Here is a 20090-nt window from a genome sequence, read left to right as displayed (position 1 = left end):
CTCACAACTCGCTTAAACGATCTCTGACTATCGTGGCACACGCTAATGGATCTGCGACAATATCCTTACCATATATTCTTAGGCTAACAATACCAATTTCCGCCAACGACTTATCAATATTTCTGTCTTTAACAATAGATTCTGTGGAAGAATGATGTTCTTTAGAATCACAAAAAATTGCTAATTTTTTTTCAGGGAAATAGAAATCAGCATCTGTTATGGCTTTTAACCGTCTACGTGAGCGCGAGTTTTCCCATAATTTATGCAGGCTAGGGACTGTAAGTCCGTCTTCAGTAATTATTGTTTGAATTTCTGGCGTCAAGCCCAGGCTATCCATTGCCTGAAGTAAAAATAATTCTATAGGAGAATCACAGCCCCATATTTTCCTGGGCTTTATCTTGCTAAATTTCTTGAAGTACCTATCCTTTCTGTATTTTTTGTAATCAGCTTTGACTTGCGGACTGTTATCAATAGATTTAATGAATGGCGGCACGACATTATGATAGTTATATTTATCTGACAACAGATACATATTGTTTACGAAACCAATCATATCAGATTCAATTCCAGAATAATCCACGGAATTATACATATAAAGTCCAAAAGCGCCCTTAAATGGATTGAACCCATAGTAAAGCTTCGGCACTTTAGCATCCATCTCAAGATCATACTTCTCAATCAAATCTATCTTGAGTGAAGTCAACTCTCCTCTTTTGCTTGCTGGGAAGAGTGAAATGTTGTACGGCTTGCAATGCATTACCCCATCAATTTCTTTAAAACCATAGGCATTAATTACCAAAAATACCATTTGAAAGGAATCATCTCTCTTTTTATAAAGTTCAAGGGACTCCTTTGATGGATTTATAGTAATTATCTCACCATAAGTATCTAGATGTTCTTTCTCAATCGGCTGTAACCCGAACAAATCTGCAATATCAGAACTCAAAAAATCGCCCGCCATACCCTCCAGATCTATTTTTACTGGAAGGTTAGGCATATCTTTATAGAACGGTATACTGTAAAGTGCCTCAGGTCTATTAGATATATTTTCAATTTCGTCTGCACTCATTAAAATTGCCTCTGGTCTAAACTATTTTAATTTAAGAGAAAAATACTCACGAGTATTTAATGGGGAATTTATATAACTAGTATCTGTCCCACCAAGTAATGCAACAAGATAACGACATATCAAAGCTTCCATTTGTAGAAGAATGGCGTTCCGAACTGTTCCTGACTGTTCAGACCCATATGCAGAGAAGCCTAATGGTTGGCCAAAAAAAATCGCTTCATGGAAGTTTTCATTACGGACATCAGCAATATTATCCTCACCATCTGCCCAGAAGGGTATAGGCATCCCTAATGTGTCACACATCCAGTAAACTCTGTCCTTGTGTAGTGGTTTTTTGATTTTTTTAGTCTTATCTCTTTCATCCCATATAATGGAAAAGCATCCATCAAGTGCCATATATAGATACTGGAATTTTTCAAAGTGAAGATTTTTGGGGTTTTGTGACAAAAACAGGGCGTGTATAACAGCTGCTAAGCGCATACAAGTTGTTACTTGACAGTCCTCTTTATTCAGAAAGTTTAAAGCTAACTGTATAGCATCCGACTCATTGGATCCTGATAAACAAAAATCGACCAGTGCCCCGGGTTTAACCGGAGTTGCATCTAAAAATCCAGCTTGAGTACTTGTCAGACGCATTCCTGTGAAGAATGACAGGCACCATATAACGAAGCATACGTCATCCTCACTATAGGATCCATTCAGCACCAACTTATGAGTTTTAGGCATGCAGAAAACCCGACCGCTATAAGGTCTGGTAATTACATTACCCCTTAGGTCATACGTTTCTTGAAGTTCGGCATAAAACCATCCATTTTCAACGTTAGGATGGTCCTTTATATATTTTGATGCTGAATCATGGTCTGAAAGTGTATCGAGCGAAAAGTTATCGGTCTTAAGATCAAGACGCTTTGGGTAAAAACCAAATTCTGCTGTTTTGCTATCGGTAACGGATTCCGTCGCATGTACGCTCATAGCCACCTTATGATGAACAGGCCGTTCCATCAAAAGCTCCTTTGGTTTATAGTGCTTTATGCTGTAAGTCATTAAATGGTATCACGAAGTACTTTAACTTACAGCTTCAACCGATGTTCACCACAGGAATGGAAATGAATCACAGGAAATGGATCAGCGATTAAATCTGTTGCTCCGGTGTAAATCCCAGTGCGCACCTCAAAATAAAATAATCATATAAATCAATGACTTAGTGCGCATAATGTATACTATGTGAAAGTGCAAACGGCCAGTCGTAGTACCGTATTCAGGCACACAAAAGTATTGAAAACAGTCATCGAAACTCTCCGTCATTTTACGACCCTCAGCTTCTAAAACTGAACGACCAACCGAACGGAAGTGGTCGCGAAGTGCATTTGGATTACTATAGAACGCCTCCAATCTATCATCAGATAGGGTAAGCGTGTCAAATACAAAAAAACAACCCTGATTGTGACCAGTACGCATAGCGTTAAGTATGCGTTGTACGGTCAAAGCACGTCTAGACATCATTGTACTCTTCTCCAAGTATCTTGAAGCCTCATCCTTACGAGCAGGTAGAGGCAGGGGAATCCCCAGAGAAGTATAACATTCGCGGATATCCTTTAGCGGCCTAGCAGTAACCAACTTGCGCCAGTAAGTCGAGACAGATTCATCATGGAACAGCCACCATTCACCGTCCCCGTGGGGGATATGGTCTATAGTGTTATTTATATCAAGTTGGGCGCGGACGTCTTCAACATCTTGGATTTCCTCAGCTAGGGCTAAGGATAAGGTCAAAAAATCGATGGAGGCTTGCTTAGAGAGCTTCAGGCCATCGCAATAGAAATCATCGTCAATAGCTTCAAAATGTCGCAAGGATTCAACCTGAATATCATAGAGGAGCTTTAAACGGGATTCAATTTGCTGATGCATCTGGAGAGAGCGAGACTGAACAAGGGTAGAGAAGCCCACAGCAGAGACGAACGGCGACAACAGCTCACGGAAAGCGGGCTGAAAGATTGGATCGAGCTGAGATATGGGCTGAGTAAACATAATTAGTGCCTGTTAAGCCAACGAATGACGGCGTTAAGTAAACGAATAGCATTAAACAAAATAAAACCAAGAAATACTAAACAAAAGATAGCCTGACCTAAACCAATGCCTTGCATAAAAAAGCCCTCCACGAAGTGAGGGCAATGTAAGACAAAGATTTAGAAGTTGACAATAGGAAAAATGTAACAATCATTTGCGAGACATAGAACCCCGAACACCTTCGGCCTTCTTAAAAGTATCAGCAGAATGTTTATAAACATCATTAAGAGGAGAGGAACCTGAGATAGCATCCTTAGCCTGATTAGAAAATGAAAAGGCATCAGAAGAAAACTGGCCATTACCATAACGCTTATTTTGAGTGTCCTGACGAATATTAAGAAACTGAGCGTTCTTATTGTCAGTATCAGCGAGAATATTATTAGTCTGGGCCTTAATCTGACTGGAGGTTAAATTAATATTATGAGTCTCAGCATAAGATTTCAATGTATTAGCAATAGCCAGCTCCTTTTGAGACTGACTTAATTCAGTATTCGAAATAATAGACATAATACGAGCATTAGACTCACGCTGATTATTATAAAGCATTGAGTTTTGTGCATAAACTTGATCGGCTGTATTTTGGCGAGAGGTAACAGAACCGATACCAGCTATTTTAAGCTGGTTATCCATCTGCATTTTAGCTATATCCTTTTGATTATCCAGCTGCATTTTAGTTAATTGCTTTTGCTGTCCGAATTGTTGTTCCTGAATACCAGACATAGTACCGCCAGCGCCTGAACGTTCCCACGGGTTTAATTCAGGAAACGCATTAGCAAGATATTTACGGGTATCAGAACCTGCTTTAGCAGCATCATTTTTATGAAATAACGACTGCATTAACTTATTAGTTACCTCCTGAGAACCAGACGTAAGAAGGCCGTTAGCGAGGTTTTTAGCCGTAGAAGTAAACATATTATCCTTTGGAGCCTGAGAACCGGACAACGTAGGCTGAGGAGTCACACCCGGAGGAGGAGGATTCGAACCCTGCATAGTGCTAGAAACACCAGTAGCCATAGAAGACGCAGGCGGAACGGGTTGAGAGAGGTTTTGCTTATCCGCAGCATCATCAATAAGACCAGATAAATCAGGAGCGGAACCGCCTCCACCGAGGAGAGAACTACCAACGGAACCGAGAACAGAACCGATAGCAGAACCAATACCAGCCATCATAGCCATAATTAAGAACCTTATTTGAGAGGTTGCAGGAATGTAATATCATGCAGAACCTGATTCATGGAAAAGAAACCGTCAATATTGCCCTTCTGAACACCACGGAAAAAGAATACCAGTGCAGCGTAAGTCTGATTACCAGATGCATCAACAGGCGTGGTATCAACAGTAATAGCGCCCTCAGCAGAACAAGCACCAGCGCCATAAGTGGATAACTCAATAGGATAATAACGAACGTTAGCAGCAACACCACTATGGTCAACAGGAGAATCATAAACACCAAGAGCAACAAGCGGATAAGCGTTAGAGGTGGCGGCCATATTAAACGCATAAGAAACAACCTGCATTTTCATAGCAGAACTTGTTGTATCAAGCTGCATAGCAACAGCAACACCAACCATACCAGAAACATCCGCAGCAACCTGAGCATTAATAAACGTATTAAAATGAGAAAGCGGGAAGTTTAAATTCATAATAGACGGCGGATTAGCAGGAACGACAGTAGGGCCAGTAGTAGTAGATAACTGAGCATAATTGTGTTTGGAGACAAAATTCTGGTGCATATATATTCCTTAAAAAATAGTTAGCCGCTGCCGCGGGCGAATTGCTCAGGCCGGATATTAAAATATCCGACCGTCACAATTTAAGAAGTCATAATAGAGTCACGAACAGTAGGCATATTACGATAAACACGGGCATTAAATTTAGACTGAATAGAATAATGTCCTAACTGAGTAGACTGAAAACAATGGTCATACTGGTTAGGTTCAACAAGAATATTACCTGCCAAATCAGAGTGCTTAGGGAACTTAGAAATAAATGGAAAACCCTGTAACTCATGATAATTATAATCAACATGAGAGTTTTGATAACGCAACCATTGAGAATGAGCGATAGTACAGGAAATACCAGTCGGACCCTGATGGAATAACGAACCGTATGACGTTTTAACAGGAATAGAGTTACCAACAATAGCAGGGTCAAGAGCAATCATATCGTAAGAGATAGAAGGCAAATTAACCAACAACGGATTTTCATAAGTACAAGTAGGAGGAAAACGAGTTAAACACAGCGTCATAATCACGCCATGCTCAGGAACAAAGAAACGCGGAACAGAATGATGGAAAGACTGTTGCACACGGCCAGAGAACTGGCCCAGTGAGCTTTGGTCAGTACCATCAACGTCATAACCAGACGCCCATGTATTAGTACGCATTAAAAGCTTAGGTCGATTATCCGCATCAATAGTAGTAGAACCTCCAAACGACTCAACGATATCACGATAGCGAGTGGCAAAATAAGAGCGCTCCTGTTCAGTATGTAATTGAGCATAAACAGCCTGCAGACCCATTATGTCTACAGCACCAGTAAAATCAGAATTAACCTCAACATTATAATTACGGTGAGTCTGAGTATTAGGCGGAAGCGGGGCAGACCATATATTTTTCAAATGACAGCAACGAAAACCACCGCGACAAGTGGGCTCGTCCAAATCAGCTAAACGGCGAGTTTCATCAGGCATCCACGGCGCTTTAAAGAAATTATTCCAGATTTGTAGATACGACTGATAATAATATTTAGGTAACGTGTAATCCTTAGAAGGGTGAACACCCAAGAACGAAGAGCCCCATATTTCAGGATAACAGGACTCAGGCTTGAGAGGCTGAGCAGACATGCCAGCACGCATAAAGTTAACCCATTCAGCCTGGTAAACATGACGGAGCGGGACATAAAACGTAAAAAAGTCAACGTTACTATCAACAGCAAGGCCACGACGCAACGGCGACAAACGCAAAGCGCCTACAGCATCGAGTTCAAAAGAATCACCAGCAGCAACTACAGAAGTGGATAAGACCTTTAAGCGACCAATATCATTAGCCGAGAATACAAAGTGAGGTAAATCAATTAACTCACGTGAAGCATCCATTTGCGGAGTCATATATAAACCTTATATCAAGTTGATAAGGGGAGGATGACTCCCCTTAAAAGTTAAGCCTGGAAACCGCCTACATACCAGAGACGAGCGCCTTTGGTTTTATCACCACCACGCAACGCAGCTGGACGAGGAGAACGGCGACCTTTACCTTTAGAACGACCACGACCTTTAGCCATTACGAACCTACCTGTAAACGAGTTTTAACATTTTGCTCAACACCTTCAACTTCACGAAGTAAACCGCCGCGAATACGAAGAACAAAAGAAAATAATTGACGAGCCGATACGGGCTGTTCAACACCGGATGTAATATATTCAGAAAATTCACAACCATCCATAATAGCGCAAGCAGACTGCACATTTACGTTATTAACATAATAGGCAATAGTAGCCGCAATAAATTCAGCGGGCGCAGGGAAGCGCGGAAAACCTACAAAATCAAGAGCACCATAAACAGCAGCCTCAATACAACGGCGAGCACGATTGCGGTCAGTAGCAAGCCACAATTTATCAGCAGTCAGAAAAGTATAATCATCCTCAGACAAATCAAGTACAGCACCAGAAGAAACCATGCGAATAGACGCTAACGCAGTGGTATAGCGAACATCAGCAGTATTCATTTCAATTTCATTCATTTAAATAATTCCTTAATATCAGCAGGTAATAAACCGCGCTCAATTAAAACTTTAATAAGAGATTGATTATATTCAACGTGGTCAACCTCATAAGTAAACCAAGCACGAAGCATATTGGAAGCCATAAAAAGCCATTTATCATCATCAAAACATTCACGCATTGAAGCCAAACGAACATTCATCGTCTGAAAAGTCATAATGTAAGACCGCAATGAAGTAGGCTTTGATAAGTCAAAATTCATCATTTGCCTCCGGCAACAAACGAAGGGGTTAATCCAATCTGAGCAAACGTCAAACCGGAATCATGTAGCCACTGGCGAACCTCCTCAGAAATATCCGTACTTTCCAATCGTGGGGTCGCGATAGACGTAAAATTCAGCAGCCTGGGGTCGAGTGTCCGAACCATCGAATTGCGCAAAAACTTGAGCAAATTTATCGTTGGTGGTCGCGCCGTTAAAATGTCGCTTACAGACAGAGCGGCCAGTCTCGAGCGTAAGTTGCGCCTCGCGTTCTGCCTGAGCACGAGCTGCAGCGGCGTGGTTCTCGATGATAGTCGCGTCATCTGGACGAGGGCTTCCATTGACAGATTGTCCATCGATGGAACCTTCATTCCGAAGTTGCGAGACATCCGGACCCGAAACACTTTGCCCGGTATTAGATCCAAACGTTCTTTGAGGGACTTGTTCCATTCATTACCTCCGGTACATTTTTTGATAATGTCGAGATTCACTTTCTTGTTCACATACTTAGCGACGTAGAAGCCGACAGCAGTGTAAGGAAGTGCCTTGATAGGGACGCCATTTTTAGCAACAGGCCAAATCCAGCCGGCGCGAGAAAAAGCATCACCTGAATAGCGAACAGCGATAGGAGCATTGAAACCATAAGGCCAAGTGGATTGCATTGCGGAGATTTGACGGCGGTCCCGAATCCTGCGACCAATGTTCGGATCTGAGCACAGGAGCGGCATAGTACGCATAATCAGGATTATGTTAAATGCTGTATGTATGTACAGTATCAACAGTTGCCCCCTCATATTGAGGTACTTGCTACCTTAATAACATTGCTCTTCTTATAGTATCGACATCCTGAATTATTGCACCCTACTGCTTTGTCTTTAGCTGTTCCGAATTATAAATTCATTGCTCAATTTGGATCACATGACGATCAGCGTATTCCTTTGCTTTATCAAAGTTAGTCAGAGCTTAAGTAATACTACTCAACCTTATGAACCACACCTTAGACTGAGCAATATCATCATGATAAATCCATGGTCCCTGAAGACTTACAGCCAAAACAACCTTATCTGCTTTACCTAATCCGTACCCTTTAAAGGCCTCTCTGGTCCAGTTCTGAGCATCCTCCCACGAAGGCAGATACTCCCAATCAACTTGATTTCAACCATTTAGACAAGTAAAATTACACTTTCATGCAAAGGAGTTATCATGAAGACTTTTTTCTTACACGCTGAAGTTGAAAATGACCGAGAATTACTTCTTTCTGTTTTGATCGAGAAATTTCAAAATGGACTCTTCAAACATTTTGAAATTAAATATATAGCAGATGATGATTATACTCGCATAGATATTTCTGATAATGTTACGATTGAAATGATGCAGTGTTTTATATCAGAACTGCCTGATGGCCATCGAATGTTACAAACCCTCGCCACTGACATCGATCAATCCGACTATAACTGGCGCAATAAATACTTCGCTTCCTAATTAAAAAATTTAGAAATGATATAATATTTTCAATTTAAGATTTGCTTCCTACTTAACCCTATAAAAGAGCTCACAGATGCGTAGTTACGCTGATTTTAACGCCGGAGAACTGGCTTTCATTGAACCACTGCCCATATTTGAACGTAATACAGCAACTGAAAGATACCTCGATGACAAGCAGGTAATGCAGGAAAGAAGATCTTGTCTATCAGTTTACGTATTTTGTAGTAAACTTGAGAAACGAGTCGAAGAGTTTAATTTAAATAAGCATTTTCGCGGTAGCTTGATTACCTTTCTTGAGTCTGGAGAGCCTTTCTTCATAGAAAGTTTACATCGTGATTGGCCTAGAGATGAATATCTTTCCCAACTGACAACTTATATAAACCAGCTTAAATTATGCTTAAATGTACAAACCTCCATGCCTTTTCCTGTAAGCAAGATGGAAATTATTTATGAAAAACTTACTTCAAGCCTTAAGCAAGTAGATTATGATTTATCCCGGTTGCGGTTTGCTAACTCATATTGGGTAAGTGATCCCAAAAGTTATGGTATGCATTTAAGCAATCATACACAAAATATTTTCCTAGTGGATAATTTAGATAATCTATTTCAAAACAACTTCAACGTTGGTTCTGTTTTTTTTATCGTGGTCCCTATTACAAATGAACAGTTAGAGACAATTTATTTACGTTATTGCCCATTACGAATTGTATACAGAAACAATAATGGCTCAAGCGTACTTTTAGAACCTTTTAATTCTCTGATTTTGTTTACGAATGGAATAATGCGCCATGCGTACGAATGGCGTAAAAAAACAACTAGCGATGAAACTAAAAACCTTATGGAAAAAATCTATAACGATATGCAAGGTTTGTTAGTTGAGTTTGATAAATACACTAAGAACTTTCGCCTTCATGGTGAATTGAATCAATTTTATATCGACTTTATTTTTAAGAAACTTTATGGTTTGTCGTTCAAAGTAAATAACATGTCTTTTGAAAGCCATGTAAATAAAATTGCATTAGCTTCAAAAATAGATCGTTTGTCTGAGTACTTTGTTAAAATGAATAACAGGCTTAATCATCTCGGACTTTTTGAAAAATCTGTTACGGATGGAATTCGTAACATCTCAGAAAATAGCAACCTTTACTGTGTAACGAAAGAAGAGCTCTTCAATGAAAATAATTTAACTGCGGCTCTGTTGACCTGGTTAAAAGCTAGGCTATCCTACTTAAATTTCTCCTTCCTTCAGGAAGAACCAATTGCAAACGGGCGTACGGACATATCCATCTTCCAGGACGGTCAGCGGATAAGTGTAATTGAATCTAAGCTCATAAAAGATCGTACGAATGCTTCGGATATCCGCAATAAAATCAACAATGGAATTTATCAACTTTACTCGAAGTATTCAGATTCTATACCTATAAATTATAATACGCCCCCAGAAATGTATTTCATTTTATTTTGTTATAACCCTGACTATAAAACTATACGAGAGCATATAGCAGTTGCTCTTGACAATTTAAGTTCAGAGCATAGCCGTCTTACTTTAATACATTTAGGAAATTTTCGTTATCGCCTTAAAGAATCTGGTGGTGACTATCCAGACAAAGTGGTTCATTTAACCCTAATCATTGCTCCGCTTCGTACAAAAGATAATAATGATGAAAAACACGGGAAATATCTAAAAAGAAAATGAGTATTAATTTACCTAGCCATCTTAATGACCTTCATCATGCCCTCCTTCTGGTAGACGAGGCTCCACTGGAATGTGATGGGCATACCATGCTAATAAGTAATGCTCTTGTAGAGGCCCGTATCCCTCATGAACGAATTCTTGGTACCGTTCACGGTCAGCACAATGGATTTTGTTTATATCCTCATCTCTGGCTGAAGCTAGATGGTTATATAATCGACTACCGGTTAAGGATGTGGGTAAACCTTTCTGACGGGGCGTCAGTTTCTGGCACTGCTCCGCATGGGATTTTTCCTGCCAATTCGGATGAGATGAATTATCTGTATGAAAAACATCAAGTCGCCCCCGCAAAGCTGTTTAATAAAGACCTCCTCAGCTTAATTTCAGATGGTTTTTGGAACAAATTAACCATTCCTGAAACGACCATATCCTGGTACAAACGACACTCCCATGATAATCCTGAAATTAGGAGCTGAGTGGTAACGAAAAAAAGCTACTTTAATACACTTAACTAATACACAGACAAAATCATAACCTGCGGTCGATTTATCCTACCGGCGTCTGTGATGCTCAATACAGTCCTGCTCGTTATCAAAGACCAGCTCGCGCCCGGATAGTTCCAGCGGGATCCCCATACGACCGGCAACCCGCACGAACAGATTGTCGTTTCCCTTTATGAGCATGTGGCCCGCGCACTGCTTGTCGGTCTTTTTATGGCAGACAAACGAATCGGCACCCAAAATTTCCTGCATTCTCTCAGCACCCAACCATTCTTTAAGCGTATCATTGCGAAAAGGACAATCTCGGCAGGGGCGGGCGATATGCGGCAGCTCAGGCATTTATTTCTCCTTACTCAGTAATTCTCTGGCGGATAAATTATACCGTCGCAGTTTAAGAGCGATTTATTGCTTACGCTGCTCGTTTCGGCATTTGGTGTGCATTCAACCCGTGCCCCTTCAGGGATAAGCACCGAACTGTTATCTGTCTCGGTATCTCTGAGCAGGGAGGTGTAGGCCTTTCCGGCTTTTCTCTTCCATGCCTCAGCATTTTTTTGGGCGTTTGCCAGTCGCTCCCCGGAGTTTATGAGAGCCATGGTCAGGCCAGCGGCAATCACCCAACCGGTGACTGCCAGACAGGCGGTTGTCAGGAGCCATTTATTAGAACGAACCACAATCATTCCTTTTACTGATAACCCGCATTGGCCGGTGGGCTGCTCACTGTGCCTTTTCGGGCAGCAGCGATGCCACTAATGCCCGCATGTCATGAATATTGTCTGCGCCGGATTCCGCTACAGCTCGGGCTATATTCGCTGCTGCTTCCATCGAACTGACACGTGCGAGACTGGTACTCGCCCATGAGACGCCAAACCAGCCATCACTGTAGCGTTCTTGTACGGCCCAGATTGCTCCCACACCGGCAACCGAGAGAAACTTCATCGTGGGCATTGGCTCCTGCTGTGGCCGATGATAAGCGTTGTACATTATGACTCCCCTGAGGCTTCTTTCGCGTATGCGTGGTTGATTTCGTCCTGGGTGAGCCGCGCAACTTTTCGAGTACCCGGCACAAGGATGCTAAGTTTGCCTTTATTCGGTCCGCGCTGTGCAACACGAAATTCAGCACCAGTGATTTTCATACCTTTACCGGGCCCTAAATTCTCTGCTTCATACAGGCGAAAGTTAGCCGGTAACGGTGAGAGCTGTTGCAGTGCGGCTTTACCAAACGGGAATTCAGCAAATTCATCATGGGTCATATCGGTCATTCGCTTTACCTTATTCCACAGTCGCCAGTTCAGGGCGGAACACACACCGACATTCATCAAAATGTGCGATCACAGTACCGGCCTCGTCGAAGTATTTAACTTTCCAGGTAGGGTGGCAGTTATGAACTTGGCTTCCATGCTTGAGCTGATTTGTGAAGCGAACATCCAGATTTGCGCTGCCGTTCATGCCCTCGATGGTGCCAATCTCCCCATCGACTTCGACCATCATTCCAAGCTTCGCAAATTCGATCCCGCGACAGCGCATCATCTCAGAACTGAAGTGTGCTTCCTTTGTGGTTTTTGCCATGGTTACTCCGTCGGTTTGTTCATCTTTGTGAGCTGCGGGACATCCCTCGCAGAACTTCCCGCTCCGGTATTTCAGGCGTACTCTCTTTCCAGTTTATCGGCCAGTGCGCTTGCGGAATGCAACACACTTTCAAGGCTGCTGGAGTGGTCAGAAATAACATCCCAGCCACTGTTTCCGTAGACGAACTCGACAAACCCGATACGTTCCCAGGATCCATTGTTCGCAGCTGGCGGTGTATAGACGTACAGCACGTCGCCGTCAGTGCAGAACATTGCATCCAGGATAGCGCTTGCGTCATCAGTCTTCGCCAGCGCGTATGCCTCGCCGTCGAACACTGAAATTTTATAACCTGCACTGGTCAAACTTTTAACCGCAGCCCGGGCAATCTGTTGCTCAATGTCATGCCTAACCCCAACTTCCATTCGATCACCTCTGAAATTAAGCAAGTCTTTATAGAATTTGTTTTGTGTGCGTATTTCGCTCATTAAAGATAATTATGTGCGAATTCCGCACATTGGGCAACAGATTTTGTGCGGGTACCGCACAATTATTTCTGCTCTGCGGCCAGACCTTTAACGATCAGTTCGACGACACGCCGACGCGTTCGCCACCAGTCGTACAACGTGCGCCGAGGCAGACCTGCCCGCAGTGCAACTGTGGACACATCTAAACCGCAGTTATCCCTACAGTAGGTAGATAAATCTTCAGCTTCGGTCATTAGTTCTCCTCTGGGGAAATATCATTGCCTTCACATTGTGCGGTATCCGCTCACTACTGGCAATCCCCGGCTAACACAACTGCTGATCAATACTCCTGCCCTCAGCTGCAAGCCTAACAGGGTAGAGAGCGGACTTAGTACAGATGTAAGTGTTACTTTTCTTGGTTTAAGAACAGTATTAAGATAAACGTTAACTTTTTATATACATAAGATATCTAATGACAAATTCGCACTCTGATTTTCCTTTGAACGAACAAAATTTTCAGGCAGATTTGCTGAAAATCAAAAAGGTTTTCGCCGACCTTATAACGCAGGCATCTAATGGTAACATCCCCATAAGGTCTTCTCATGTACACGGCTTACATCATTTCGAGGAACTCTACATCCGGTCAAGAGCAGGCATGTGTTCGGTCCTGGGATATCCGGTCATGGTAGTTTCAACCATTTCTGTTAAAAAACCCGGAACAGGCATTTTTAGAGCGCTTCTCGCAGAATTGAAATGTATTGCAGATGAACAAAATTACATTTTGAAAATTGAAAATGTACTGCCTCCCCTATTCCGCAAATACCTTATTCAAGAAGGTTTTGTTTTCCCAGGTGAACCTTGGATGTGTGGTTCCGGTTATTGGTTTAAGAAACCACAATTACTTCATGAAAATATTGAGTTATTATCTGTTTAAGTCGATCTAACAATTTCACTGGAGCTAACATGTCACCGGAATTGGTATCAGGCATTGCAAGAGTGGCGCATGAAAAGCTACTTTCAATTTTAACGGAGTCCGGCACAGAGAAGACGGCAGGCACTTGCCTTTTTGCAAGCTATCTTGTGTGTTATTTAGCAAAAACTAAAGGTCTAGATGCTGTTGTTCGTGGGGGTAACGGTGCAGATGATGGCGGTATATTTATAGAGAGTGGTGGCTTTGGCCATTATTGGTGTGAGTTGAATTTCGAAGAAGTGCAATATTATATTGACATCACTTCCGAACAGTTTGGGTTTCATCCATACATAGTGAAACGCGCCAACGATATAACAGGATGGCCTCGATATATTCCTGGTGATCAGGAAACGGTCGATAGTCATTTAGAACAATTATTACGCGACGGCTATACAGAATAGGCTGCGTATACCCTATCGCAGCCTTTTAGGCTCTTAACCCTTGTGACCTGTTAACGGAACCACTCAGGATGACGCTGCCGATCAACTTTGATAACCTGCGAATTAAATCCAACGACATCCGCTGGAGTAAGCATTAATTCATCAGGATTTGCAATAAATGGTCTTAAAACCACTTCGCCACCGTCTTCTTTTGCACCGTAGATATTAATAAGAAAGTGCAGTCGTTGATTTCCTTCAGCATTGCGTTGCCATTCTCTAAAAGTCAAAGTTTGTTTAATATAGTTTGTTAAAAGAAATGCGAATTCAGATTCTTCCGTTTGTGAGATACCGATTTTGTTAGACATTTTTTTTAGTATCTTTCCGAGCATGGACACACAGGCATCTAGACTTAACGATGTTGAAATTTTGGTCGTATTAAAATCCTCCTGCGAAAGTGAAATCATCCATGTATTATCTTTATGATAGTCGGTGATATAAATAAAATGAGATGTAAAAGGCGTTGAGTGATTGAACTCTCCTAAGTTCCATCCATACTGACTCACTGTATTTGAGCTAAGTTCTTTGTCGGTAATGTTCATAATTCATACCTTTCGATAAAGTCTGTAATGATAATTAGCTATCTCAAAGGACCTGAACAACTCTTGAAATAACCACACTCGAAGAATTTATCATATTGAACACCCCTACCTAATAACCTTGCCGACTTAATAAATCACAATAGCCCTCCCCTGACATTTTAAAATGCTACTTGAATTTTTGATAGCTTATGGTTGTTTTATGTTCTTTGTGATAAGCATATGTCATCTTCTCTTTCCAGTACCAATCTTGTAGATCCTGCAAGTCTAGCCCATTTTTCTCACGTATGCTTTCGTGTAATTCGCTAAGCGCGAGTTTATCATTAGGTTTATAAATGGCTAATTTTTCTTCAAATAAATCCAGCCAACGTTTCCCCATCTTACGACGCAAAACAAACACCATCGTGATAAATGTAATGAAATACACAGCAATTAGTTCCAACTTATGCGATTGCTGACCAGATAAAATTACTATTGTAACAACAGGGATGGCCGTATATAAAGCAATCAAAGCGACCATAAGTTGGTATGGTTTTTCCCGTATTACCATGTTCATGGGTAAACCAGAGGACGCTACTGCTTGCCAAAATCTTAAATACCTTCCGATGGACTTAAACCTTTTCCCGTTTTTATGCATAAACCTGTTTTTATTTACTATCATGTTAGACCTCTATTTTTCTGTAATTCTAGAAGAATGTTACCTTAACCCTTAACCCTTAACCCTTAACCCTTAACCCTTAACCCTTAACAGTGATAACACCGCATGTATTATCTCCATAATCAAAGCGCAGGGCCGGTAATAAAAAGTACCATACCATCGATGTGTAGTTCGTTCAGTGCATCCCTGTCCGTGGATAGCTTTCTAATGTTGTCAGGAGTTGCATCAATCGGGTATAAATCCTGCGTCAGTTTGACAAGATTATTCGCAGTGCAGGTAAGACCGCATTCAGCGAGAGTGCGCAAATAATCGCTAAACACGACTTCTTTTTCATCAGATGTAAGTCGCTCGAAGTAACCCATGTGTTCGGACGTGAAGTTCTCATCCGAAATACCTCCCACTGCTGACAGGATTTCCGACCTTATGACCAGCTCCCGCACCGCAGCATAAAAAATCCTGCCGTAATGTCCTGACACGTTTTCCTTTGCGAGCCACCAGCGCTCATCCGTAGTAATGGGTACTGTGGTCGGGGATGCCAGTAGCAGAACAGGGCTTAAACCGGATCGCGATAACCCTTCAGCAAACGCTTCTTCAGGAATACTGTTAATAGGCTTACCTTGATAGCGTGCTTCTATCATTTATACTTCACCTTTCTGATGTGGGAATGAACGTCATCACGATGCATTATCATCCCCACCATCCAGAGAAATTGAACGACCCTGAAAATCACTGAGCTTGTTCAGTAGACAGTCATCAAGCGGATTGAGAGGATAACAACCTGGCTGATGTTTAAAACTGAGGGCGTGAAGAACAGAGGTGTTGTCTCTGTATCGCTGCAAATTCAGTAGGCGACCGGCAAGCTGGCGTTTCTCCGCATCAGAGTCTGTAGACGCAATTTCCTCTATACGTTCGTTACTCAGGTACAGAGCACTATCAGTTATTTCAAGATTCGCCAGGAGTTGCGCCAGTTCATCGTCTTTATTGCAAGACTGACTTTCTTTTTTGTCTTCATCAGCACGGTTGCAGCATTGCTTATTGGGTTCGCTGTTCATCGAGTCATGCCTATTCAGTGTTGTACTTCTGACCACCCTGTTAAAGTGGTCGTCCTTTTTAACTTTCAATATCTGGCTTGCTAACAAGACCGGATTCAACTTCCGGGCCAGGGTTCTACACAGACGTAGCAGTTTTACCAATGAGTAACTTTAAGCCTGTAAAATTTCAGTGGGTCGTGCGGATTATTGTCCCTTACCCCGCGTTTTACCATGCACGAAGTACATAGCGGATCACACCCTCAGATGGTTGTTGCCACTCGCTATTCTCCGTTGACGGTCTGAGGCGCGTCGAGCCCCGGGAGATGTTATTCATCGCCTGCTCAAGAGAGTCCATCCTGTAGGTTTTGATGTTCACCCCTTCTTCAGAAATAGGCCCCAGCAGTTCCGTAACCTCACGCTCACCCTGATAAATATCGACCCACTGTGTAATATTCACCTTATCACCATTCGCATCAGTGCCACGTCGGTTAAAGTGGTCAATTTCAAACTCACACACGGTTACCGGTACCAGCCCCTCCGGGCGCGGATACCCGAGTATTTCATCAAAGCCAGGTTCCCCTTCATCAGTGACCAGATCAGGCGTCAAATAGAGTTTTCCGTTACGGGAAAAATGCGCAACATGGCAGGACCACTGGTCATTTAACATCGTTGGCATGCTTGTGAACATTCCTGAATACCACCGTCTGGCATTATCAACTGATTTGGTGACGAGGATTTCATCTGGTACTTCCCCGTTGTCCATGGTGTAAAAACTGAGAGACGGAGCGGTATTTCTGCGTGAAAGTAGCTTTTCTTTATTGACCTCTTTATTTTCAAATTTTGAGAGGTATTCCTCAAGGAACAGCGCCTGCAACTCGGGTGTCGGCGCTTTCTGATAAAACCAGTCGGCCAGGTCTTTAGTGCCAATATAGATGAGGCTGGCTTTACCTTTTTCGCTCTTGACCGCAACAGGAGCCATTAGGTTTACTTGCTGTACGTACTCACTGGTTTCATTGATACTTTCATAGGCCTCAATCCACTGGCCAAGCAGATTGGTGTAAATCACCGGATCGTTCAGCTTTAAAAACTGCTTAAGAGCCTGAGCGCCACGGGAGCATGTATCAAAATAACGCTGCTTCTCTTCGAAGCTTTTGAAAGCAGTCTTTTTGCCCGACCATGTGGCCACCAGCTGTTCATCTTCGAACAGGGTGTTTTCAGCTGGTAAGAAGTGTTTCATTTTCGCAAAACGTTGATGAGTGACGTTTAAGCCATTTCGGGATGTAGCAAGTACCATTCGATGAACCCAGGCATGCCCTTCCATCCGGTTGTCGCATTCAAAATTTGCTGGTGCGGCATATGCAACAAGTTTCCCTGAAGCATTTACCGATAACCTGACCAGCTCATAGCCTTTGCTGCTGATAAAATTACGAACCCCGGGAAGATGTTTGAGCCCCACATCAGCGAGCATATAGAGCTGGTTCAGGAGCTCTTTGAAGCCCTTCTCTGTACTCATAGCAGCTTCCAGCGTCGCCCCCCTGTTATCAGCTCGCCAAGCTACAATGCATCGATCTATCAACTCTGATCTCAGATTAGGCTGGCCAATATTTCCATCGGCCAGAGCCTGGCTCAGCATCTGCCGGTACGGTTCTTCTGCCTCACGCTCGGCACGAATATAATTTAAAGCCATCTTGAAGAAGCGAATGTAAAACAGGTGATTAGACCTGAATTTACGTCTTTGAATGTACCATTCGAGCTCCTCCGCTTTAATGGTATCCATGCACAGGAAACCCAGCTCAGCATCATTCCGGGTGGACTGCCGAAACAGAGATAAATTCACCTTACAATTGAAGTCTCGATCCGTTGAGTATCGTTTGACGGTTACGTTGACACATACATCCTCACCCTGTCGGAACGCAATAACTGGTTCGTAGTTTTTATATGTCCGCCCAAGCCATTTGTATCCGGAGTAGTTACTGTCTTCCTGAAGAGCACCAGGTGCAGTCGTTGGGTTCATCAGCGAATCCCAGTTGCACATTACCCGGGATCCGGACTGAAGGCATGAGTTTGCCTGTTCAAGATAACTTTGCAGGGACGGCCGTGTCTCAGCCATACCCAAAAGGCCAGAACCGTCTTTGTCGTGCAGAAACTGGAAGTACCGTTCCTGGAACTCAAGGTTCAGAAAACTGTAAGGGGTATTGGTATCATAGAAATCACCAAATAGTTTGAGCCGGTGATCGAGGCCGCAGATAAGGATCAGGAAACGACGGTAGTGAAGGGCCATAAGATCATGTTGCTTCAGTCGGTCGGTATAACTGACGTCCTCAAACTTTATGGTGCTGCCATCAATCCCCTGGAAATGTGCTTCCTGTTCGCTGGCGGAAGGGAATAGCTGCGAAGCCCCAAGATGGCTTTCAACCGAAGAGTAAACCTGATGAATATTTTGACCGTCCCGGATCAGAAGGAATACAACCCGGTTCCTGTCATTGCGGACATGATTTTCCCAGGGATCGCGGTAATCGATATAACGTCGTGTTGTGGCCATACATACGATGGAACGTTCGGACGGAAAAATCTGCTCCACCAGCCCGGGGCTGGTTCGTAAAGTTTCATGAAATTTTTCCATATCAGAGAAGTCGAACCAGCTATCGAGATCGCACCATACGGCCAGCTCTTCATCCACCATCAGCTTTGCCTGAACGACCTGGAGCGGGAGGTGTGATGGAGCGGATTCACCCTTCACGATATTCACTACCTCAACGTCTTTGCCGGTATACAGTTCCAGACTGCCAACGCCATCGTGGATTTTCTTCACATATTCCATGGCTTCTTCTGTAGTGGCCAGACTTGCCGCTGCAACTTCCTCGAAATAGGGCAGCATTCTTTTGCTGGCATTAGCGATTGCCTGCGTTCGTTGTGTGATGATTTTGCTGATGGCTGTGCTGATCTGCCCTTCTTTTAAGGCCGCTTCTCTGATTTGTTCAATGCGGGTATCTGAAATACCAGAGGACAGAGCATTCTGAACTGACCCAATTGCCAGGGAGGTTACCGCCTGCTGCTCTTGAGGGGGCACTAACGCAACGCTAAGGCCCGTCACAGGGTTTTCACGGTCATCTGTACCTAATTGCTCAATCGCAAGGTCACGGAGCCCCTGAGCATCGCTCACGAGGGCTGTAAGCGATGCCTGTAGGCTATTCACTTCCTCCTGAGCTTGTCTGAGTTCTGCATCCCGGATTACCTTATGGTCGGGTTCAAATACAAAACTGGACAGAAAATCCTTAACCAGGAAGCGATGCTCTCGCATTTCTTTGCCACGTTCCCTACGGTTGCCGCTGCTGTCTTCAGTGACAATAGCAACAGTCTGACCGTAAACGCGGGGATGAGCGCGTAGGATTACTGTGTGCAGCTTATCTTCAACGTAACGCAAAGACGTAATGAGCAGTGTATCCCCTGCCACAATACCCTCTTCAGGGATGCTGTCAGTGGACGTCCAGTACTGACCCGCCAGCAAAGAATGAAATCGCTCTAAACGGTCAATGTTATTTTTGCTGACCAGGTCACCCATATACCTTTCCTTCCAGATTCGTGTGTTAGGTGAATCATACCAGATTGCCCTTGCCGTCTAATAACGCAGAAAA

The 20090-nt window shown here is 43.1% G+C and carries 26 protein-coding genes; 5 read left to right on the top strand and 21 right to left on the bottom strand.

What is annotated here, in order from left to right:
• Window position 1: 1 nt before the first annotated feature.
• The 10 genes from OVA10_RS24325 to OVA10_RS24280 all read right to left on the bottom strand — a co-directional run bounded on the left by OVA10_RS24325 (window position 2) and on the right by OVA10_RS24280 (window position 7849).
• A complete protein-coding gene (locus tag OVA10_RS24325; protein WP_268197103.1) occupies window positions 2–1069 on the bottom strand; it encodes a hypothetical protein in 1068 nt (355 codons plus the stop codon).
• A gap of 21 nt (window positions 1070–1090) precedes the next feature.
• Window positions 1091–2071 (bottom strand): hypothetical protein, encoded by a 981-nt coding sequence (locus tag OVA10_RS24320; RefSeq protein ID WP_268197102.1) that lies wholly within the window; start codon window positions 2069–2071, stop codon window positions 1091–1093.
• A gap of 168 nt (window positions 2072–2239) precedes the next feature.
• On the bottom strand, window positions 2240–3094 hold the full coding sequence (locus OVA10_RS24315) for a replication endonuclease (protein ID WP_268197101.1): 855 nt from the start codon (window positions 3092–3094) through the stop codon (window positions 2240–2242).
• Window positions 3095–3283: 189 nt separating this feature from the next.
• Complete coding sequence (locus OVA10_RS24310) at window positions 3284–4309, bottom strand: hypothetical protein (protein WP_268197100.1); 1026 nt, start codon at window positions 4307–4309, stop codon at window positions 3284–3286.
• An 11-nt stretch (window positions 4310–4320) separates the two neighbouring features.
• Window positions 4321–4866, bottom strand: coding sequence for a hypothetical protein (locus tag OVA10_RS24305; protein WP_268197099.1), 546 nt, complete (start codon window positions 4864–4866; stop codon window positions 4321–4323).
• 80 nt (window positions 4867–4946) lie between these two features.
• Window positions 4947–6242, bottom strand: coding sequence for a major capsid protein (locus OVA10_RS24300; RefSeq protein ID WP_268197097.1), 1296 nt, complete (start codon window positions 6240–6242; stop codon window positions 4947–4949).
• Window positions 6243–6292: 50 nt separating this feature from the next.
• The gene (locus OVA10_RS24295) at window positions 6293–6415 is read right to left on the bottom strand and encodes a phage DNA packaging protein J (protein ID WP_268197096.1); all 123 of its coding nucleotides are present in this window, start codon (window positions 6413–6415) and stop codon (window positions 6293–6295) included.
• Window positions 6415–6873, bottom strand: coding sequence for an external scaffolding protein D (locus OVA10_RS24290; protein ID WP_442788022.1), 459 nt, complete (start codon window positions 6871–6873; stop codon window positions 6415–6417). The genes OVA10_RS24295 and OVA10_RS24290 overlap by 1 nt, the downstream gene beginning before the upstream one ends.
• Window positions 6870–7118 (bottom strand): phage DNA packaging protein C, encoded by a 249-nt coding sequence (locus tag OVA10_RS24285; protein WP_268197095.1) that lies wholly within the window; start codon window positions 7116–7118, stop codon window positions 6870–6872. Before OVA10_RS24285 ends, OVA10_RS24290 begins: the two co-directional genes overlap by 4 nt.
• Entirely contained in the window at window positions 7115–7849 is a 735-nt protein-coding gene (locus OVA10_RS24280; protein WP_268197094.1) for a replication endonuclease, read from the bottom strand. The genes OVA10_RS24285 and OVA10_RS24280 overlap by 4 nt, the downstream gene beginning before the upstream one ends.
• Window positions 7850–8315: 466 nt before the next feature.
• Between OVA10_RS24280 and OVA10_RS24275 the strand changes: the two genes are divergently transcribed.
• From OVA10_RS24275 to OVA10_RS24265, 3 genes are all read left to right on the top strand, one after another.
• On the top strand, window positions 8316–8594 hold the full coding sequence (locus tag OVA10_RS24275; RefSeq protein WP_045340251.1) for a hypothetical protein: 279 nt from the start codon (window positions 8316–8318) through the stop codon (window positions 8592–8594).
• A gap of 76 nt (window positions 8595–8670) precedes the next feature.
• Window positions 8671–10293 (top strand): hypothetical protein, encoded by a 1623-nt coding sequence (locus OVA10_RS24270; protein ID WP_268197093.1) that lies wholly within the window; start codon window positions 8671–8673, stop codon window positions 10291–10293.
• Window positions 10290–10766: a hypothetical protein gene (locus tag OVA10_RS24265; protein ID WP_268197092.1), complete on the top strand. Its 477-nt coding sequence runs from the start codon at window positions 10290–10292 to the stop codon at window positions 10764–10766. The genes OVA10_RS24270 and OVA10_RS24265 overlap by 4 nt, the downstream gene beginning before the upstream one ends.
• Before the next feature lie 75 nt (window positions 10767–10841).
• Here the strand turns inward: OVA10_RS24265 and OVA10_RS24260 are convergent, their stop codons facing one another.
• The 6 genes from OVA10_RS24260 to OVA10_RS24235 all read right to left on the bottom strand — a co-directional run bounded on the left by OVA10_RS24260 (window position 10842) and on the right by OVA10_RS24235 (window position 12778).
• Complete coding sequence (locus OVA10_RS24260; protein ID WP_045340258.1) at window positions 10842–11129, bottom strand: DUF6283 family protein; 288 nt, start codon at window positions 11127–11129, stop codon at window positions 10842–10844.
• Window positions 11130–11143: 14 nt separating this feature from the next.
• Window positions 11144–11461: a hypothetical protein gene (locus tag OVA10_RS24255; RefSeq protein WP_139569721.1), complete on the bottom strand. Its 318-nt coding sequence runs from the start codon at window positions 11459–11461 to the stop codon at window positions 11144–11146.
• 43 nt (window positions 11462–11504) lie between these two features.
• Complete coding sequence (locus OVA10_RS24250; protein WP_268197091.1) at window positions 11505–11771, bottom strand: hypothetical protein; 267 nt, start codon at window positions 11769–11771, stop codon at window positions 11505–11507.
• Window positions 11771–12049 carry a hypothetical protein gene (locus OVA10_RS24245; RefSeq protein WP_144839046.1) on the bottom strand — a complete coding sequence of 93 codons (279 nt, stop codon included), beginning with the start codon at window positions 12047–12049 and terminating at the stop codon, window positions 11771–11773. Before OVA10_RS24245 ends, OVA10_RS24250 begins: the two co-directional genes overlap by 1 nt.
• Window positions 12050–12059: 10 nt before the next feature.
• Window positions 12060–12356, bottom strand: coding sequence for a hypothetical protein (locus OVA10_RS24240; RefSeq protein ID WP_045340264.1), 297 nt, complete (start codon window positions 12354–12356; stop codon window positions 12060–12062).
• A gap of 71 nt (window positions 12357–12427) precedes the next feature.
• A complete protein-coding gene (locus tag OVA10_RS24235; RefSeq protein WP_045340266.1) occupies window positions 12428–12778 on the bottom strand; it encodes a hypothetical protein in 351 nt (116 codons plus the stop codon).
• Window positions 12779–13292: 514 nt separating this feature from the next.
• On the opposite strand from OVA10_RS24235, the gene OVA10_RS24230 reads away from it, so the two are divergent.
• Complete coding sequence (locus OVA10_RS24230; RefSeq protein WP_268197090.1) at window positions 13293–13754, top strand: hypothetical protein; 462 nt, start codon at window positions 13293–13295, stop codon at window positions 13752–13754.
• Window positions 13755–13783: 29 nt separating this feature from the next.
• Window positions 13784–14191: a hypothetical protein gene (locus OVA10_RS24225; protein WP_268197089.1), complete on the top strand. Its 408-nt coding sequence runs from the start codon at window positions 13784–13786 to the stop codon at window positions 14189–14191.
• Between the two features lie 50 nt (window positions 14192–14241).
• Here the strand turns inward: OVA10_RS24225 and OVA10_RS24220 are convergent, their stop codons facing one another.
• From OVA10_RS24220 to OVA10_RS24200, 5 genes are all read right to left on the bottom strand, one after another.
• On the bottom strand, window positions 14242–14769 hold the full coding sequence (locus OVA10_RS24220) for a hypothetical protein (protein WP_249941137.1): 528 nt from the start codon (window positions 14767–14769) through the stop codon (window positions 14242–14244).
• 166 nt (window positions 14770–14935) lie between these two features.
• Complete coding sequence (locus OVA10_RS24215) at window positions 14936–15427, bottom strand: hypothetical protein (protein ID WP_112823662.1); 492 nt, start codon at window positions 15425–15427, stop codon at window positions 14936–14938.
• 119 nt (window positions 15428–15546) lie between these two features.
• The gene (locus OVA10_RS24210) at window positions 15547–16062 is read right to left on the bottom strand and encodes a hypothetical protein (protein ID WP_268197088.1); all 516 of its coding nucleotides are present in this window, start codon (window positions 16060–16062) and stop codon (window positions 15547–15549) included.
• A 36-nt stretch (window positions 16063–16098) separates the two neighbouring features.
• A complete protein-coding gene (locus tag OVA10_RS24205) occupies window positions 16099–16476 on the bottom strand; it encodes a hypothetical protein (RefSeq protein ID WP_268197087.1) in 378 nt (125 codons plus the stop codon).
• A 205-nt stretch (window positions 16477–16681) separates the two neighbouring features.
• Window positions 16682–20017: a hypothetical protein gene (locus tag OVA10_RS24200; protein ID WP_268197086.1), complete on the bottom strand. Its 3336-nt coding sequence runs from the start codon at window positions 20015–20017 to the stop codon at window positions 16682–16684.
• Between the last annotated feature and the right edge of the window lie 73 nt (window positions 20018–20090).

It is taken from the genome of Lelliottia sp. SL45 (assembly GCF_026672535.1).
In the GTDB taxonomy this organism is placed as follows: domain Bacteria; phylum Pseudomonadota; class Gammaproteobacteria; order Enterobacterales; family Enterobacteriaceae; genus Enterobacter; species Enterobacter nimipressuralis.
The sequence above is the reverse complement of the archived record's forward strand: the minus strand, read 5'-3'. Positions and strand labels throughout refer to the sequence as shown.

Bases quoted from the DNA above. Each gene is read 5' to 3' on its own strand.
- OVA10_RS24325 (WP_268197103.1), bottom strand. From the start codon at position 1,069: ATGAGTGCAGACGAAATTGAAAATATATCTAATAGACCTGAGGCACTT.
- OVA10_RS24320 (WP_268197102.1), bottom strand. From the start codon at position 2,071: ATGGAACGGCCTGTTCATCATAAGGTGGCTATGAGCGTACATGCGACG.
- OVA10_RS24315 (WP_268197101.1), bottom strand. From the start codon at position 3,094: ATGTTTACTCAGCCCATATCTCAGCTCGATCCAATCTTTCAGCCCGCT.
- OVA10_RS24310 (WP_268197100.1), bottom strand. From the start codon at position 4,309: ATGGCTATGATGGCTGGTATTGGTTCTGCTATCGGTTCTGTTCTCGGT.
- OVA10_RS24305 (WP_268197099.1), bottom strand. From the start codon at position 4,866: ATGCACCAGAATTTTGTCTCCAAACACAATTATGCTCAGTTATCTACT.
- OVA10_RS24300 (WP_268197097.1), bottom strand. From the start codon at position 6,242: ATGACTCCGCAAATGGATGCTTCACGTGAGTTAATTGATTTACCTCAC.
- OVA10_RS24295 (WP_268197096.1), bottom strand. From the start codon at position 6,415: ATGGCTAAAGGTCGTGGTCGTTCTAAAGGTAAAGGTCGCCGTTCTCCT.
- OVA10_RS24290 (WP_442788022.1), bottom strand. From the start codon at position 6,873: ATGAATGAAATTGAAATGAATACTGCTGATGTTCGCTATACCACTGCG.
- OVA10_RS24285 (WP_268197095.1), bottom strand. From the start codon at position 7,118: ATGATGAATTTTGACTTATCAAAGCCTACTTCATTGCGGTCTTACATT.
- OVA10_RS24280 (WP_268197094.1), bottom strand. From the start codon at position 7,849: ATGCGTACTATGCCGCTCCTGTGCTCAGATCCGAACATTGGTCGCAGG.
- OVA10_RS24275 (WP_045340251.1), top strand. From the start codon at position 8,316: ATGAAGACTTTTTTCTTACACGCTGAAGTTGAAAATGACCGAGAATTA.
- OVA10_RS24270 (WP_268197093.1), top strand. From the start codon at position 8,671: ATGCGTAGTTACGCTGATTTTAACGCCGGAGAACTGGCTTTCATTGAA.
- OVA10_RS24265 (WP_268197092.1), top strand. From the start codon at position 10,290: ATGAGTATTAATTTACCTAGCCATCTTAATGACCTTCATCATGCCCTC.
- OVA10_RS24260 (WP_045340258.1), bottom strand. From the start codon at position 11,129: ATGCCTGAGCTGCCGCATATCGCCCGCCCCTGCCGAGATTGTCCTTTT.
- OVA10_RS24250 (WP_268197091.1), bottom strand. From the start codon at position 11,771: ATGTACAACGCTTATCATCGGCCACAGCAGGAGCCAATGCCCACGATG.
- OVA10_RS24245 (WP_144839046.1), bottom strand. From the start codon at position 12,049: ATGACCGATATGACCCATGATGAATTTGCTGAATTCCCGTTTGGTAAA.
- OVA10_RS24240 (WP_045340264.1), bottom strand. From the start codon at position 12,356: ATGGCAAAAACCACAAAGGAAGCACACTTCAGTTCTGAGATGATGCGC.
- OVA10_RS24235 (WP_045340266.1), bottom strand. From the start codon at position 12,778: ATGGAAGTTGGGGTTAGGCATGACATTGAGCAACAGATTGCCCGGGCT.
- OVA10_RS24230 (WP_268197090.1), top strand. From the start codon at position 13,293: ATGACAAATTCGCACTCTGATTTTCCTTTGAACGAACAAAATTTTCAG.
- OVA10_RS24225 (WP_268197089.1), top strand. From the start codon at position 13,784: ATGTCACCGGAATTGGTATCAGGCATTGCAAGAGTGGCGCATGAAAAG.
- OVA10_RS24220 (WP_249941137.1), bottom strand. From the start codon at position 14,769: ATGAACATTACCGACAAAGAACTTAGCTCAAATACAGTGAGTCAGTAT.
- OVA10_RS24215 (WP_112823662.1), bottom strand. From the start codon at position 15,427: ATGATAGTAAATAAAAACAGGTTTATGCATAAAAACGGGAAAAGGTTT.
- OVA10_RS24210 (WP_268197088.1), bottom strand. From the start codon at position 16,062: ATGATAGAAGCACGCTATCAAGGTAAGCCTATTAACAGTATTCCTGAA.
- OVA10_RS24205 (WP_268197087.1), bottom strand. From the start codon at position 16,476: ATGAACAGCGAACCCAATAAGCAATGCTGCAACCGTGCTGATGAAGAC.
- OVA10_RS24200 (WP_268197086.1), bottom strand. From the start codon at position 20,017: ATGGGTGACCTGGTCAGCAAAAATAACATTGACCGTTTAGAGCGATTT.